Genomic DNA, 13,689 nt, shown 5'->3' with positions numbered 1-13,689 from the left:
TTTAACTAGCACCACGCGTAGAGTAATAACTTTAAAACTGGACTTTAATTTCTGACAATATTTATTTTTAAGGCTTGGTTCTGATATTTTATCGGAATTGAGCCTTTTTAGTTTGCAAAAAAACAGGTTGACAAAGGCAACTGTATTGCCATAAGATAATTGACAAAGGCAACTATTTACAGGAGATAACTAATGCTTAACCATAAAGAAATTAATATAATTCGAAAATTTAATCGACAATATGTAATAGCTCTTGGAGTGCTTAATAAGAAGATTTTTAAAACAGATTTATCTTGGCCTGAAGGTAGAATTCTTGAGGAAATTGCTGAAGAAGATGATATAACACCAATTCAAATCGTCCATAAACTACAGGTTGATAAAGGTTATACTAGTCGAATAATTAGCCAATTGGAAAAGAAAATGTTAATTGAAAAAATTCCTGATTCACAAGATCGACGTTCGATTAAATTAGTTTTAACAGCCAAGGGACTTGAAGCATATAAATCAATTGATATGCGTTCGAATGATCAAATAAATAACTTAATTGAAGATTTATCAGACAGTCAACAAATAGAACTTTTTGAGAGTATTGAACGTGTGAATCAATTATTATTTGAAAGAAAGGAAAAATAGTTATGTGGTACGTAAAGAAGTGGAATGAATTAACTCCTAAAGAAATTTGGCAAATCTTAGATTTACGGATTTCTACGTTTGTGGTTGAACAAAAACGAATTTATCATGAAATTGATAAAACAGATCTTTCTGCTTTGCATATTTTTGCAATCAAAAATGATAAAATAATAGCTTATGCTCGTATCTTTTTAAATGAAAAATATGTTTCTTTTGGGAGAGTGGTTACTAGTGAAGTAGTTCGTGGGCATGGATATGGGATGAAGTTATTAAAGAAAATCATGGCTACCATAAAAGACTACTTCCCAGGAAAAGAAATTGAAATTGAAGCTCAAGAACAGGTAAAAGATTTTTATAAAAAAATAGGCTTTAAGACTATTGGAACACCTTTTATTTTTGAATCAACACCTCATATTAAAATGGTTCATGAAAGGTTATAAGTTGATATATTGTAAAATAAAAAGGACCTTTAATGGTCCTTATTTTTTTGCTTTGATTCGATTACATATTGCCGAATTCGTTCTCTAATAAAATGGTCGTTTTTTTGAAAGACAGCTTTAGTAGTTAAATAATTAAAGATTCCCACTAGCAATTGATCAATTAGCTTAACAAGCACTGTATTCCAGCGAAGTACACTTAGGCCTACTAACATAATTAATGTATCGGGTATGATACTAATTATTCTAAAAGTGAAAAAAGCTATTAATTTGTGCCAGATTGATTTACTTTTATCAACATGATGAGTAAAAACAGCATAGTGATTGAAGAAAAATGAGGCTAAGTTAGAAATGATAAATGCTAGAGTATTAGCAAGTACTAAAACTACTTTAAAGTTATTGTGTAAAACGACAAAAACGATTGTGTTAATTAAGGCAGCAACGAAACCAAAAAACATATAAACGTATAAGTTTCTATGACGCCTTAATAGTTTGCGCCCCTGCTCACGTAGTAGGGTACGATCAGATTTAACCATTGAATTTTTCAGCTAATTCATCGGCAATTTCATCAATTTTAGCAATATCATCATCATCAGGGGCATTTTCAACTGTTAATGGTTTAATTACTTCTTCAGCACCACAAGCTAAAAATACTTTTTCAAAGTCAAAAACATTTTCACAGTAGTGGTCCTTGTATGTTTTATCGCCACTACCCATTACTAAGAACTTTTTACCTGATAAGTCGAGATTTTTTAACTGATCGTAAAAGTCTTCAAGTTCATCAGTCATTTTGCCTTCACCGTATGTATAGGTAACAAAAACACAGATATCTGCATTTAAATAATCACTCGCATCGGTAAAAGAAACATCACTAGAGTCAACATCAAAACCAGCATCTTGAAGATCTTCTTCTAAAATTTCGGCCATATCTTCGTCATTTCCAGTCATGCTGGCATAGACAATTTTTACTTGCATATTTTATTCCTTTTCTAAATCGTTATTATTAACTGTTAAATTTTAGCACATTATAACTAAAGATTTAATAGTAGAATGCAAATGTAAACTTAATTTAGAAAAAGATTTATTTTTAGAATAAAAAGTATTAGAGAATAGTTTTTGTTAAAGTAAAAATAAGGCTATAATAGTAGCTGTATTAAACTTTTTATTGAAGGAGAAAAAAATTTGATTACTTTAAAATCAAGTCGTGAACTCAAGGGTATGCAAAAATCAGGTCGTTTACTTGCTTCTTTGTTTGAAGCTTTAAGAGATGTGATTAAACCCGGAATTTCAACTTGGGATATTGAAGAATTTGCCCAAAAATTTATGAAAGAACGTGGCGGTCGCTTATCAGAACAAGGTTTTGAGGGTTATAAGTATGGTACTTGTATTTCAGTTAATGATGAAATTGCCCACGCAATTCCTAGAAAAAATCTTATTTTACAAGAAGGCGATTTAGTTAGTGTTGATGTAACTTGTAATTTAGATGGTTATGAAACTGATTCATGTACTACTTATCCAGTAGGTAAAATTTCTGAAGAAGATCAACGACTTCTTGATGTAACTAAGAAGGCAATGTATTTAGGAATTGATCAAGCCCAAGTGGGTAATAGAATTGGTGATATTGGTGCCGCAATTCAACATTATGTTGAAGATGAAAATGGTTTTGGCGATGTACGTGAATTAATTGGACATGGTATTCAACCAACTATTCACGAAGATCCAGAAGTACCACACTGGGGTAAAGCAGGTCACGGATTGCGCTTAAAGGAAGGTATGACTATTACAGTTGAACCAATGCTTGAAGCTGGTGGTGACTGGAGAATTATGCAAAAGACAGTTGATGATCCAAACGATGATTGGGTTTACTATGTAACTCCAGATGGTTCAAAAGCTGCTCAATTTGAACATACCTTTGCTATTACTAAAGATGGTCCTAAGATTTTAACTTTGCAAAAGCCTTATGATGGTTTAGAAAAGTATTTGCCACATTTTGATGAATTAGATGATTAAAAAAATTGATTGGCGGCAATTCTTTAAAATCTTTTCTAAAAGAATGTCGCGCGGTGAGATTAATCAAGGCTCAATTGTTATAGCATATTATTTGTTATTTAGTATGTTTCCAATAATAATTATTGCTGGAAACATTATGCCACTATTCCATTTAAAGCCAGAAGTGGTTGAAGAATACTTGATTTATGGTCTGCCAACGAAAGTGGCAGACTTTATTATGCCGATTGTGAAATCAGTATTACAAAAACAATCAACTGGATATATTTCTTTCGGGATTTTGATTGCTTTGTGGTCGTTTTCGTCGCTAACTAATGCAATGAGGATTAGTATGAATCGAATCTATGGAGTTAGACAACAAGAATTGCGTTTTTCATTTGGTAGAAAGTTATTAGAACGTGGTGTGGTTGTTTTAATTACTGGTTTGATGATTATTTTACTGACTGTTTTGACGATTGCTTTGACTTTTGGTCAAGAAATTTTAGATAGTGTAAAGGCCTTTTTAGGGATTAATTATCTAGGGATAGAGAGTATTTTTACATATAAATGGTTAGTATTACTTGCAGTAATGCTAGTAGTAATAGCTTATTTTAATTTTGCTTTGCCGAATGTAAAAAAACGTAAGCGCGCAATTTGGCCAGGTGTTTTTATTAACTTAGTTGGTTGGTCCGGTTTATCATATCTTTTTGGTTTATATTTAAGCCATTTTAAGCTTTCTTTTGAAAACTATGGTATTGTTGGTACTTTTATTATTTTTATGTTATGGTTGAACCTAAGTTCACTGTTATTTTTGCTTGGCGTATGTGTTAATGCGACAATTGATGAATTAAAGCATGGAGATGCTAAAATCCGATAGTTGAAAGCGCATAATTTTGATATACTATGTTTTATAACGGAAATAAAAAATAGGAAAGTGTGAATAAATGAAAGTTAGAAAAGCAGTTATTCCCGCAGCAGGTTTGGGTACTAGATTTTTGCCTGCTACTAAGGCTATGCCGAAAGAAATGTTACCAATTCTTGATAAACCAACTATTCAATTTATTGTTGAAGAAGCTAAGGCATCAGGAATTGAAGATATTTTAATCGTTACTGGTAAGAGTAAGCGTCCAATTGAGGATCACTTTGACTCAAATCCTGAACTTGAAGCCAATCTTGAAGAAAAGCATAAAGAAAAACTCTTAGAATTAACTCAAAGCATTACTAACTTAGGGGTTAATTTGTACTACACTCGTCAACCACATCCAGCTGGTCTGGGAGATGCTATTTACCGTGCCAAGAGCTTTGTAGCTGGTGAACCATTTGTTGTTTTACTTGGCGATGATTTAATGAGTGATAAGGTTCCTTTAACTCAACAATTGATTAATCGTTATAATGAAACCCACGCTTCAACAATTGCTGTAAAGCGTGTTCCACATGAAGATGTTTCAAAATACGGAATTATTGCACCAGATGGTGAAATAACTAATGGCCTTTACAATGTAAAGTCATTTGTTGAAAAGCCTGCTGTTGATAAGGCACCAAGTAACTTGGCTATTATTGGTCGTTACTTGTTAACTCCTGAGATTTTTGATATTTTAGGTAAGCAAAAACCAGGTGCTGGCGGTGAAATTCAATTAACTGATGCAATTGACACTATGAATAAGACGCAACGCGTTTTTGCTCACGTATTTAATGGTGAACGTCATGACGTTGGTAACAAGGAAGGATACCTTGAAACTTCAATTGAATATGGTTTGACTCATCCAGAAACTAAGGATGCTTTAAGAGCATATATTTTGGACTTAGCTAAAAAACTTGAAGCTGAAAAGAAACCTAACAAGAAGTAATAGTTACTAAAAAGAAGACCTTATGGTCTTCTTTTTTTACATTAAAATGGCTATTTTTTTGTCCACGATAATCTGTAAACCATAGACTGGAAATTCATGATTATTAATGATAATTTTAAGCTCGATTTGTTTATTTTTTGTTCGAGCTATTATATTAAAAATCTTATCTTTAGTTAATGGTGTAGTTCCTGAATAAAGAAAACAATGAGTACTGGTTAGACTTAATTTTGTTAATGGCAAAAGTTGGCTTTCTTGTTTTAAATAAAATTGGGTCTGACCAGTTAAATCTTTGCTTACTTGTAAAAAATCAATTAATCTCATTTATTAACTTTCTCTTTAATTAAATATTTATTACTTTTTATATGCCTATATTTGGGATAATATCGTAAAGAAGAGCTAATTTTACTTTTTGATATTTCCTATCTGTTCTCTTTAGTGATATACTGTTAAAAGCTTATTTTGAATAGTATATGAAAGACGGTGGAGCACATGATGGAAAAGAACGCGAAGAAGTCTAAGCGATTAAAATGGCTTGGTGGCATTTTTGCTTTTATAGTTTTAGCTTTTTTAGGAGCAGGAATGTACTTTTATAATGTAGCAGTAGTTCCAGGACACAAAACATTTTTAAGCAGTAGTAAACCTCTGACTAAGTCAGATCCTTTGTATCAGGAAAAACTTTGGTATAAAAAAGCTACTAAGAAGCATCTTTATATGATGAGTAGTGATAATAAGTTGCGACTCGATGCTAATTATATCAAAAATGGCAATTCCCAAAAAACTGTAATCATTTTGCATGGCTATATGAATAACAAAGATGGAATGGGTGAATATGCCGCATTATTTCATTCATTGGGCTACAATGTCTTGTTGCCAGATGCACGTGGACATGGTCAAAGTCAAGGGAATTATGTTGGATATGGTTGGATGGAAAAAGATGATGTGAAAAAGTGGACTCAAAAATTACTTAAAGATAATCCGAAGCAGGACATTGTAATCTTTGGGGTTTCAATGGGTGGAGCTACAACGATGATGACTAGTGGTTTGAAGTTGCCTAGTCAGGTTAAGGCTTTTATTGAAGATTGCGGATATACTAATGCTAAGAATGAGATAGAGCATGAAGCTCAAGCTTTGTATAATATGCCAACCTTTCCACGTTTCCCATTAGTAGAAGTGTTGAGTGGAATAACTCGTTTAAGAGCAGGTTATTTCTTGGGGGATGCAGATAGTATCAAGATGCTCAAGAAAAATACTAAGCCAATGATGTTTATTCATGGAGCTAAAGATAATTTTGTACCAACTGAAATGGTTTATAAAAATTATCGAGCAAGCAACGGCCCTAAGCAGCTATGGGTAGTTCCAGGGGCCAGTCATGCTAAGTCATTTGCAACACATCCGCAAGAATATAAAGCTAAAATCAAAGCATTTTTAAATAAGTACATCAAATAGTAAAATTAGCATCAGATTTTGGAGAAATGAGAGGAAATTTGATGCAAAACATTTATATTGTAGCGGCTAAAAGAACACCTTTTGGCCGCTACCGTGGACAATTAGCAGCTTTTAATGCCGTAGAATTAGGGACATTTGCCCTTAAAGACGCCTTAATGGCTGCTAATTTGCGTTCTAATGAGTTAGATGCCTTGTTTATGGGAAATGTCTTAAGTGCAGGACTTGGACAAAACATGGCTCGCCAAGTTGCTATTAATAGTGGTATGAAAAATGAAAGTGTTGCCACAACGATTAATGAAGTTTGTGGTTCATCACTTAAAGCAGTTCGGTTAGCTCAAGCGCAAATGCTCATTGGTGATTTAAAATTAGTAGCGGTTGGTGGTAGTGAAAGTATGACCAATGCTCCACTCTTAGCTAAAAAGTCTGAAAAAGATAATCCCCACTTTATTGATAGTATGCTTTATGATGGATTAACTGATGCTTTTAGTAATAAGTTAATGGGTAATACTTGTGAGAATGTAGCTATTAAATATGGTATTAGTCGTCAACAAGCTGATGAGTTTAGTGTAGATTCACATAAAAAAGCAGCTATAGCTCAAGAGCACGGCTTCTTTGACCAAGAAATTAGCCCAGTAGTTGATTTAAGCTATGACGAAAATGTACGTCCTGACTCTAGTGTTGAAAAATTAGCTAGTTTAAAAACCGTTTTTAAAGCAGATGGTGTTGCAACAGCAGGTAATTCATCTTCATTATCTGATGGTGCAAGTATGTTAATTTTAGCTACTGAGGATAAAGTTAAGGAATTAAACCTTAAACCTCTTGCTAAGTTAAGTGCCTATGCAGAAGTAGGACTTGATCCACAAATAATGGGCTTTGGTCCAAAAGTAGCCATTGAAAAATTACTCCAAGAAACTGGACAAAAACTTGCTGATATTGATTTATTTGAAATTAATGAGGCTTTTGCAGCTACTAGTTTAGCTGTTGAAAAAGAATTGCATTTAGATCATAACAAGGTTAATATCCATGGTGGTGCTTTGGCTTTAGGGCATCCTTTAGGAGCAAGTGGTGCGAGAATTTTAGGTACTTTAGCTCATTCTTTAATTAGTGAAAATAAAGAAAGAGGAATTGCTAGTTTGTGCATTGGTGGCGGGTTAGCAATTGCTTTTGAAATCGAGCGGGTGAAATAAAGGTGAAATTTTATCAGTTGTCTGCAAGTGAGCGACGAGAAAGCTTACTTCAGAAAGGAATTAAGCTTAATAAAGTTGATTATGACTTGTTAGCAGAATTAGATACACTTAGTGAAAATGTAATAGGTAAGTTGACCTTACCATTATCAATTCTGCAAGTAGCAGTTGTTAATGGCAAAAGCTTTCAAATTCCAATGGCAACTGAAGAAGCGTCAGTTGTTGCAGCAGCCAACCATGGGTTAAATATCTTTAATCAAAATGGTGGTGCTATTGCCAAAAGTGAGCGGACAGGAATTTGGGGACAATTAGTTTTCAAAGTAGAGAAATTCTCATTAGCAAGCTTTAAAAGTAAAGAGCTTAGTTATTTAAATGCTGCCAACCAAGAATTTGCTTCTTTGGTTAAGCATGGTGGCGGTGTCAAAAAAATTGTCTCTGAATTAAAAGATAATTTGCTTTTTTTACGAGTTCTGGTTGATCCTGCTGAAAGCATGGGGGCTAATCGAACTAATGCAATCCTAGAATTTTTGGGACAAAAAATTAGTCAAGAATTTGCTGTTGAAAAATTATATGCAATTTTATCTAATTATCCTAGTCAATTTACTCACGCTAAAGTATCTTTAGCTTTTGCAAGCTTAACTAAAACCCAAGATAAAAAAATTGGAGAAGAAATTGCTCAAAAAGTTGCCTTACTTAGCAAAATTGGTAAGCAAGATTCTTATCGTGCTGTTACTAACAATAAGGGAATTATGAATGGTGTAGATGCAATTTTACTTGCAACAGGAAATGATTTTCGAGCAGTAGAGGCGGCTTGTCATCAGGCAGCCAGTCTATCAGGTACATATCAAAGCTTGAGCAGCTGGCAGATTGAAGATGGTAAGCTAGTTGGTGAGATAAGCTTGCCTCTTGCTATTGGCGTGGTTGGGGGCTCCATTAAGTCACGTAGTGATGTACAAGTAGCATATAATATTTTGGGGCAAGTTAGCGTCAGTGAACTAGCTGAACTTATTGCAACTGTTGGATTAGCGAATAATCTGGCAGCATTACTTGCTATTTCAACTGTTGGTATTCAAAAGGGCCATATGAATTTGCAAATTCGCAATGTTTTGAAAAATTTATCTGCTACTGATAATGAAAAAAAAGCAGTAAAGCAGTTGATGCAAGAGCAAAAACGCTATGGTGAAACTGATGCAAAGAATTTTTTACAAAAGATTAGAGAGGAAAATAGTTAAGAATGAAAGTCGGTATTGATAAAATAGGTTTTTATACACCAAATAAATTTGTCGATATGGTGGATTTAGCTGAAGCAAGAAATGTAGATCCTGGCAAGTTTTTAATTGGAATTGGCCAAAATAAAATGGCGGTTGCAGATAAAAGTCAAGATGCTGTATCAATGGCAATCAATGCAACTAGTGAATATATTGATGAAATTGATCTTGAAAAGTTAGGATTGCTAGTATTTGGTACGGAATCAAGTGTCGATCAATCTAAGTCTGCTTCATTATTTGTCAAAAAGGCTTTGAATTTACCCAAAAATATTAGAACTTTTGAATTGAAAGAAGCTTGCTTTGGCTTAACAGCAGCTATTTTGACAGCAATTGATTATGTTAGAGCACATGAAGATAAGACCGCAATTGTTATTGGTAGTGATATTGCGCGTTATGGCGTAGCAACACCTGGTGAAGTTACGCAAGGTGCTGGTAGTATTAGTTTACTTATTAAAAAAGACCCAAGTATCTTAGAAATTGATAGTGAAACTAGTATGTATTCTGATGATATTGATGATTTTTGGCGCCCTAACAATTTCAAATGTGCTTTAGTTGATGGTAAATACTCAACTAATGTTTATCTTGATTTCTTCAAGAATTGTTTTGAAGATTATACTCAAAAGCAAAACTTGAAGACGAGTGACTTTGAAGCATTATTGTTCCACTTGCCATTTACTAAAATGGGACAAAAAGCTCTTAAATTAGCTATTGAAGGTCAAGAACCTGAAACATGTGCTAGACTGCTTGATAAATTTGTAGCAAGTGCAACTTATAGTAAAGAAGTTGGTAATATTTATACAGCTTCACTTTACATGTCTTTACTTAGTTTATTAGAAGTAGATCAACCAAAGGCAGGGAGTTTAATTGGACTATTTTCATATGGTTCAGGTGCAATGGCAGAATTCTTTACTGGTCGTTTAGTAGAAGGATACGAAAAACAATTATATCCTGCAAAGCATAAAGAACTGCTAGAAAATCGTAAAAAATTAACGGTTTCAGAATATGAAGAAATATTTAATGATAGTTTGAAAGACTTGGCTGCTAGTGAAGAAATAAATTCTGATGCAAATGGTTGGTATTTTGCTGGAACAAATGAAAATATTCGTCAATATTCTAAGAAATAATACTTGCAAGCGGTTACACAAAATGATATATTAGAAGTGTGGAAGAGGTAGAAAGTAACAAAATTTAGGTTTTTATCTCCAGAATTGTATTGTTAGTTGAATGAAGATTCTCTGAAAAAGAGGTGTCAGCCGTTATAGTTAATAGACTTATGATTTGGCTGCGCGTATGTTTTCCATTTGATTATTAAAAATAGGTTGCGTTCTTTTCGCAAAAACTCGAACAAGTGATGTTATTATGGTCGCGTCAGCCAATATATTGATAAACATGTTGATGATTGTGACTAGAGGAAATACTACCTCATCCATTTGATGAACAGGCTACTTACCAGGAAGAGTAAAAGGGTAGCCTGTTTTTTAATGCAAAAAAGAAGACTAGTAATGTTATTTTACATTACTAGTCTTTTTTTCTAAAACTAATTTTCTTTACGTAAAACTAATTTAGCGATTGCTTCGCAACGAGCAGTTTGTGGTAGCATATCGACATTTTCAATTACGCGAACATCATATACTTCACTTAACATTACTAAATCTTGAGCTAAAGTAGATGGATTACATGAAATATAAACAAAGCTCTCAGGTTTAACTTGCATAATGGTCTTAATTAAGGATTTAGCTAACCCTGTTCTTGGTGGATCGACAATTAAAGCATCGATTGGAACCCCACTGTTTTTTAGTTGTGGCAAGATTTTTTCAACGCTACCTTGTAGATATTCAGTATTGCGGACATGGTTTAATTTAACATTGTGCATTGCATCTTCAACTGCTTCAGGGATGCTTTCAATACCAATAACTTGCTTAACATAGTCACTGGCAATGATACCAATTGTCCCAACGCCACTGTAAGCATCAATTAAAACTTGATCAGGAGTTAAGTTAAGCAGTTTAATAGCTTCGCTGTAAAGAATTTCTGTTTGTTCTGGATTAAGTTGGAAAAATGCTCTTGGAGATAAAGCAAATTTTTTATCGAGAATATGTTCTATAATTTGATTCTTTCCAGCTAGTTTAACCGTCTTATTTCCCCAAACTTGCGGATTATTCCAATCAGTTTCATTTTGAAAGACAGAAACTACGTTATCAAGCTTCATAACTTCTTGAGCTAGTTTTTTCAAACCATTAATCTTTTTCCCAATAGTAATAAAAGTAACCTGCATTTCTCCAGTAGAAACAGCTTCACGAACTACTATTGTTTTAATTCCATCAAAATGCTTGCGCCAATTGGCAACAGGTAGATGATATTTGTCGATTAATTTTTTGATTAAACGTTCTGTTTTTTGGGTATTTTTAGATTGGGTAGGCATTTCCGGTAGGTCAATTAAACGACGGGAATTTGGTGTATACATGCCCAATTTGGTTTTCCCTTTACTAAATTCGAGTTGGTATTGTGCTTTAGCACGATAATGCCAATTTTCTTTAGCTGGGATAGTATTTTTAACTTTGTATTTTTGATAGCCACGAGGATGATATTTTCTAAGAGATTCTAAGACAATATCTTTCTTGAATTCAAGTTGCTTGTCATAACTTAAATGAGCTAGTTCTAGACCACCAATTTCTGGATCAACTTTATCAGGGAAAGCCACCCGATTAGGACTTTTTTCTTTAATTCGAACTAATTCACCTTCGATGTAGCCAGGATGTGTTTTAATTATTTTGGCTACGACTACTTCATCTGGTAAAGCACCAGGAATAAAAATAATCTTTTTTTTATAATAGCCAATACCTTCACCATTAATACCTAAGCGCTTAATGGTAATAATAATGTCTTTTTTTAAATCTTTCTTTTGATATACCATTTCATAATTCTTTCTACAAAAATCTAATTTTACTGTCTTAGATTATATTAAGTGCAAAAAACTACACGTGCAAGAAAAAAAGTAGTGTTGAAGGTTACTTTTTTTGATAGCATGGAATTAAACTAGTGAAAGGAAATATGATGTCAAAAATTACAAAAGTTTCCGCACAAAAAAGAAGCGGACGATATAATATTTTTCTTGATGATAAATATGCTTTTTCAGCAAGTGAGCGCACACTGACAGAATTTCGATTATTTAAAGGCAGTGAGCTGACCGATAAGCAAATTGAACAAATTAAACAATTTGATACAGATGCCAAAGCTAGTGAACTAGCTGCTCGGTATTTAAGTTATCAAATTAGAACAGTTGATGAAGTAAGACAATATTTGGTTAAGCATGAATTAAGCCCTGAAGCAATTGACAGTGCAATTAACGAATTTATTAACTTGGGCTATTTAAATGATTTCGAGTATGCTCGACTATTTATAAAAAATGATTTGGCAGTTGGACAAGATGGACCAGCTTCTGTTGCTCAAAAATTGCGCTTAAAAAAAGTCCCAGATAACAATATTGAAGATGCATTAGCAGAAGTTTCATCTGAGGACTGGATAGAAGTGGGAAAAAGATTGATTAAATCTTTAAAAAATCAACTTGGAAAAATAGCCTTTAACGAAGTTAAGAAAAAAATGACGTTCAAGTTATTGCAACATGGTTTTAGAACTGATTTAGTGCAAGTTATAATTGATGATTTAGATTTAGTTAATGAAGAAACGCAAGAAGATGAGGCTTTGAAAAAACAAGGTATAAAAGCTTATAAACGTTTTAAAAGACTTGATGAAAGCCAAAGAAAGTATAAAATAAGAACGTATTTATATAGTCACGGCTTTTCAAATAATGATATTGACCGTTTTTTGGCAGGAGAAGTTATTTCTCTTTCAGAATTAGATGAATATTAGGAGAAGTTTTATGAAAACAACAATTGATGAATTATTTTTTTATGGACGACCATTTCCAGCTAGTTTAATTGACCAAAATCGTAGTTTTTCTGAACAAAATATGATGATGGAAAACGATGAAGAATTTGCTAATTTTTTGAAAGAAAATAATTTAGAAAATAATCGAGCAAGTTTAGTTGTGTTTAATCCAGATAGCTTTATGTATTGGTATGGAGCTGTTAGTGACCATGAACTTACCAAAAGTCATGGGATGCTCAAGATGAACTTACCAAAAAGTGAAGTGGCTGTTAAAGAAAGAAATGGTGATTTAGCCAATCTTTCAACACCTTTGAATAGCTCAATTCCTAGTTTCTTAAAAGATGTTACTGCTGAAGGAATTAAGGTGTATGAAAACTTAGGCGATTCACCACTTCCATATGTTTTACAAAAAGTTGATTTAGATACAAAAAAACTGACCCAAGTGCTTTACTTGAAGGTCAGTGAATAAAGTTAATGTTGGCCAGGATCAATTGAAAGGTTGTCATATTCTAAATATGCCCCAATACAAGTTGAAACAAACATTACTATCAAGGTAATGCCAACTGAATTGCCAACAATTTGATCTAAGTTAAGGAAAGTGCGGACTAGGAAGGTTGCAATATAACATAAAATAAAATCTAAAACTATATTGGCTAGTTGTAACCAAGGCCGCCGTCTAACACTAAAGAAACGAAGAAATTGTTCAAAAAGTCCTTCATTAATTTGATTAGCCATCAAGTCAAGTGGTCGTTGAATTGTTGCTTTAATGGCAAACATAATAAAGCTCCCCATTAAAGCTCCAATAGTTGAACGCCAAATGCTGCTAGAATGAAGAACTAAAGCATTATATCCAATTCCGATAACTGCTAAGCTGCACAAGTATGGAATTAGTAGTAAAAAGACAAAAACTAAATATACACGTTTCTTTTCCATAAGTATAACCTCTTTCTTAGTAGCATTTTATCATAAAATTGCGCTTAGCTATGGTATAATACTATGGATT

The 13,689-nt window shown here is 33.2% G+C and carries 16 protein-coding genes; 11 read left to right on the top strand and 5 right to left on the bottom strand.

Features of this window, described 5'->3' with window-relative positions; all coding sequences use genetic code 11:
- The first annotated feature begins 192 nt into the window (after positions 1–192).
- Complete coding sequence (locus ACNDLV_RS00490; protein ID WP_006587071.1) at positions 193–633, top strand: MarR family winged helix-turn-helix transcriptional regulator; 441 nt, start codon at positions 193–195, stop codon at positions 631–633.
- A 2-nt stretch (positions 634–635) separates the two neighbouring features.
- The gene (locus ACNDLV_RS00485; protein ID WP_006587070.1) at positions 636–1,070 is read left to right on the top strand and encodes a GNAT family N-acetyltransferase; all 435 of its coding nucleotides are present in this window, start codon (positions 636–638) and stop codon (positions 1,068–1,070) included.
- 29 nt (positions 1,071–1,099) lie between these two features.
- On the opposite strand, the gene ACNDLV_RS00480 is transcribed toward ACNDLV_RS00485, so the two are convergent.
- On the bottom strand, positions 1,100–1,603 hold the full coding sequence (locus ACNDLV_RS00480; RefSeq protein WP_022091258.1) for a GtrA family protein: 504 nt from the start codon (positions 1,601–1,603) through the stop codon (positions 1,100–1,102).
- Complete coding sequence (locus tag ACNDLV_RS00475) at positions 1,596–2,042, bottom strand: flavodoxin (RefSeq protein WP_006587068.1); 447 nt, start codon at positions 2,040–2,042, stop codon at positions 1,596–1,598. The genes ACNDLV_RS00480 and ACNDLV_RS00475 overlap by 8 nt, the downstream gene beginning before the upstream one ends.
- Before the next feature lie 207 nt (positions 2,043–2,249).
- Between ACNDLV_RS00475 and map the strand changes: the two genes are divergently transcribed.
- From map to galU, 3 genes are all read left to right on the top strand, one after another.
- On the top strand, positions 2,250–3,077 hold the full coding sequence (map, locus tag ACNDLV_RS00470; RefSeq protein ID WP_048588203.1) for a type I methionyl aminopeptidase: 828 nt from the start codon (positions 2,250–2,252) through the stop codon (positions 3,075–3,077).
- Positions 3,070–3,930 (top strand): YihY/virulence factor BrkB family protein, encoded by an 861-nt coding sequence (locus ACNDLV_RS00465; RefSeq protein WP_006587066.1) that lies wholly within the window; start codon positions 3,070–3,072, stop codon positions 3,928–3,930. Before map ends, ACNDLV_RS00465 begins: the two co-directional genes overlap by 8 nt.
- A 67-nt stretch (positions 3,931–3,997) precedes the next feature.
- Positions 3,998–4,900, top strand: a complete 903-nt coding sequence (gene galU, locus ACNDLV_RS00460; protein ID WP_006587065.1) for a UTP--glucose-1-phosphate uridylyltransferase GalU — start codon at positions 3,998–4,000, stop codon at positions 4,898–4,900.
- A 36-nt stretch (positions 4,901–4,936) separates the two neighbouring features.
- Here the strand turns inward: galU and ACNDLV_RS00455 are convergent, their stop codons facing one another.
- On the bottom strand, positions 4,937–5,221 hold the full coding sequence (locus ACNDLV_RS00455) for a hypothetical protein (RefSeq protein WP_006587064.1): 285 nt from the start codon (positions 5,219–5,221) through the stop codon (positions 4,937–4,939).
- A gap of 168 nt (positions 5,222–5,389) precedes the next feature.
- Between ACNDLV_RS00455 and ACNDLV_RS00450 the strand changes: the two genes are divergently transcribed.
- Genes ACNDLV_RS00450 through ACNDLV_RS00435 form a run of 4 tightly spaced genes read left to right on the top strand, consistent with a single transcriptional unit; the run spans position 5,390 to position 9,922 of the window.
- Positions 5,390–6,346 (top strand): alpha/beta hydrolase, encoded by a 957-nt coding sequence (locus ACNDLV_RS00450; protein ID WP_034530307.1) that lies wholly within the window; start codon positions 5,390–5,392, stop codon positions 6,344–6,346.
- A gap of 41 nt (positions 6,347–6,387) precedes the next feature.
- A complete protein-coding gene (locus ACNDLV_RS00445; protein WP_034535767.1) occupies positions 6,388–7,533 on the top strand; it encodes a thiolase family protein in 1,146 nt (381 codons plus the stop codon).
- 2 nt (positions 7,534–7,535) lie between these two features.
- Entirely contained in the window at positions 7,536–8,762 is a 1,227-nt protein-coding gene (locus ACNDLV_RS00440; RefSeq protein ID WP_006587061.1) for a hydroxymethylglutaryl-CoA reductase, degradative, read from the top strand.
- A gap of 2 nt (positions 8,763–8,764) precedes the next feature.
- Positions 8,765–9,922: a hydroxymethylglutaryl-CoA synthase gene (locus ACNDLV_RS00435; RefSeq protein ID WP_006587060.1), complete on the top strand. Its 1,158-nt coding sequence runs from the start codon at positions 8,765–8,767 to the stop codon at positions 9,920–9,922.
- 413 nt (positions 9,923–10,335) lie between these two features.
- Here the strand turns inward: ACNDLV_RS00435 and rlmD are convergent, their stop codons facing one another.
- Positions 10,336–11,712, bottom strand: coding sequence for a 23S rRNA (uracil(1939)-C(5))-methyltransferase RlmD (gene rlmD, locus ACNDLV_RS00430; RefSeq protein ID WP_006587465.1), 1,377 nt, complete (start codon positions 11,710–11,712; stop codon positions 10,336–10,338).
- A gap of 140 nt (positions 11,713–11,852) precedes the next feature.
- Here rlmD and recX point away from each other — a divergent pair, with 140 nt between their 5' ends.
- Positions 11,853–12,668, top strand: a complete 816-nt coding sequence (gene recX, locus ACNDLV_RS00425) for a recombination regulator RecX (RefSeq protein WP_006587464.1) — start codon at positions 11,853–11,855, stop codon at positions 12,666–12,668.
- 10 nt (positions 12,669–12,678) lie between these two features.
- Positions 12,679–13,155 (top strand): hypothetical protein, encoded by a 477-nt coding sequence (locus tag ACNDLV_RS00420; protein WP_006587463.1) that lies wholly within the window; start codon positions 12,679–12,681, stop codon positions 13,153–13,155.
- Between the two features lie 2 nt (positions 13,156–13,157).
- Here the strand turns inward: ACNDLV_RS00420 and ACNDLV_RS00415 are convergent, their stop codons facing one another.
- The gene (locus ACNDLV_RS00415; protein ID WP_006587056.1) at positions 13,158–13,619 is read right to left on the bottom strand and encodes a hypothetical protein; all 462 of its coding nucleotides are present in this window, start codon (positions 13,617–13,619) and stop codon (positions 13,158–13,160) included.
- Positions 13,620–13,689 lie beyond the last annotated feature (70 nt).

This window comes from Lactobacillus fornicalis (assembly GCF_055362665.1).
This window is presented reverse-complemented; position numbering and strand designations above follow the sequence as displayed.

Excerpts from the sequence above, each read along its gene's own strand:
- ACNDLV_RS00490 (WP_006587071.1), top strand. The coding sequence starts at position 193 with ATGCTTAACCATAAAGAAATTAATATAATTCGAAAATTTAATCGACAA.
- ACNDLV_RS00485 (WP_006587070.1), top strand. The coding sequence starts at position 636 with ATGTGGTACGTAAAGAAGTGGAATGAATTAACTCCTAAAGAAATTTGG.
- ACNDLV_RS00480 (WP_022091258.1), bottom strand. The coding sequence starts at position 1,603 with ATGGTTAAATCTGATCGTACCCTACTACGTGAGCAGGGGCGCAAACTA.
- ACNDLV_RS00475 (WP_006587068.1), bottom strand. The coding sequence starts at position 2,042 with ATGCAAGTAAAAATTGTCTATGCCAGCATGACTGGAAATGACGAAGAT.
- ACNDLV_RS00465 (WP_006587066.1), top strand. The coding sequence starts at position 3,070 with ATGATTAAAAAAATTGATTGGCGGCAATTCTTTAAAATCTTTTCTAAA.
- galU (WP_006587065.1), top strand. The coding sequence starts at position 3,998 with ATGAAAGTTAGAAAAGCAGTTATTCCCGCAGCAGGTTTGGGTACTAGA.
- ACNDLV_RS00455 (WP_006587064.1), bottom strand. The coding sequence starts at position 5,221 with ATGAGATTAATTGATTTTTTACAAGTAAGCAAAGATTTAACTGGTCAG.
- ACNDLV_RS00450 (WP_034530307.1), top strand. The coding sequence starts at position 5,390 with ATGATGGAAAAGAACGCGAAGAAGTCTAAGCGATTAAAATGGCTTGGT.
- ACNDLV_RS00445 (WP_034535767.1), top strand. The coding sequence starts at position 6,388 with ATGCAAAACATTTATATTGTAGCGGCTAAAAGAACACCTTTTGGCCGC.
- ACNDLV_RS00435 (WP_006587060.1), top strand. The coding sequence starts at position 8,765 with ATGAAAGTCGGTATTGATAAAATAGGTTTTTATACACCAAATAAATTT.
- rlmD (WP_006587465.1), bottom strand. The coding sequence starts at position 11,712 with ATGGTATATCAAAAGAAAGATTTAAAAAAAGACATTATTATTACCATT.
- recX (WP_006587464.1), top strand. The coding sequence starts at position 11,853 with ATGTCAAAAATTACAAAAGTTTCCGCACAAAAAAGAAGCGGACGATAT.
- ACNDLV_RS00420 (WP_006587463.1), top strand. The coding sequence starts at position 12,679 with ATGAAAACAACAATTGATGAATTATTTTTTTATGGACGACCATTTCCA.
- ACNDLV_RS00415 (WP_006587056.1), bottom strand. The coding sequence starts at position 13,619 with ATGGAAAAGAAACGTGTATATTTAGTTTTTGTCTTTTTACTACTAATT.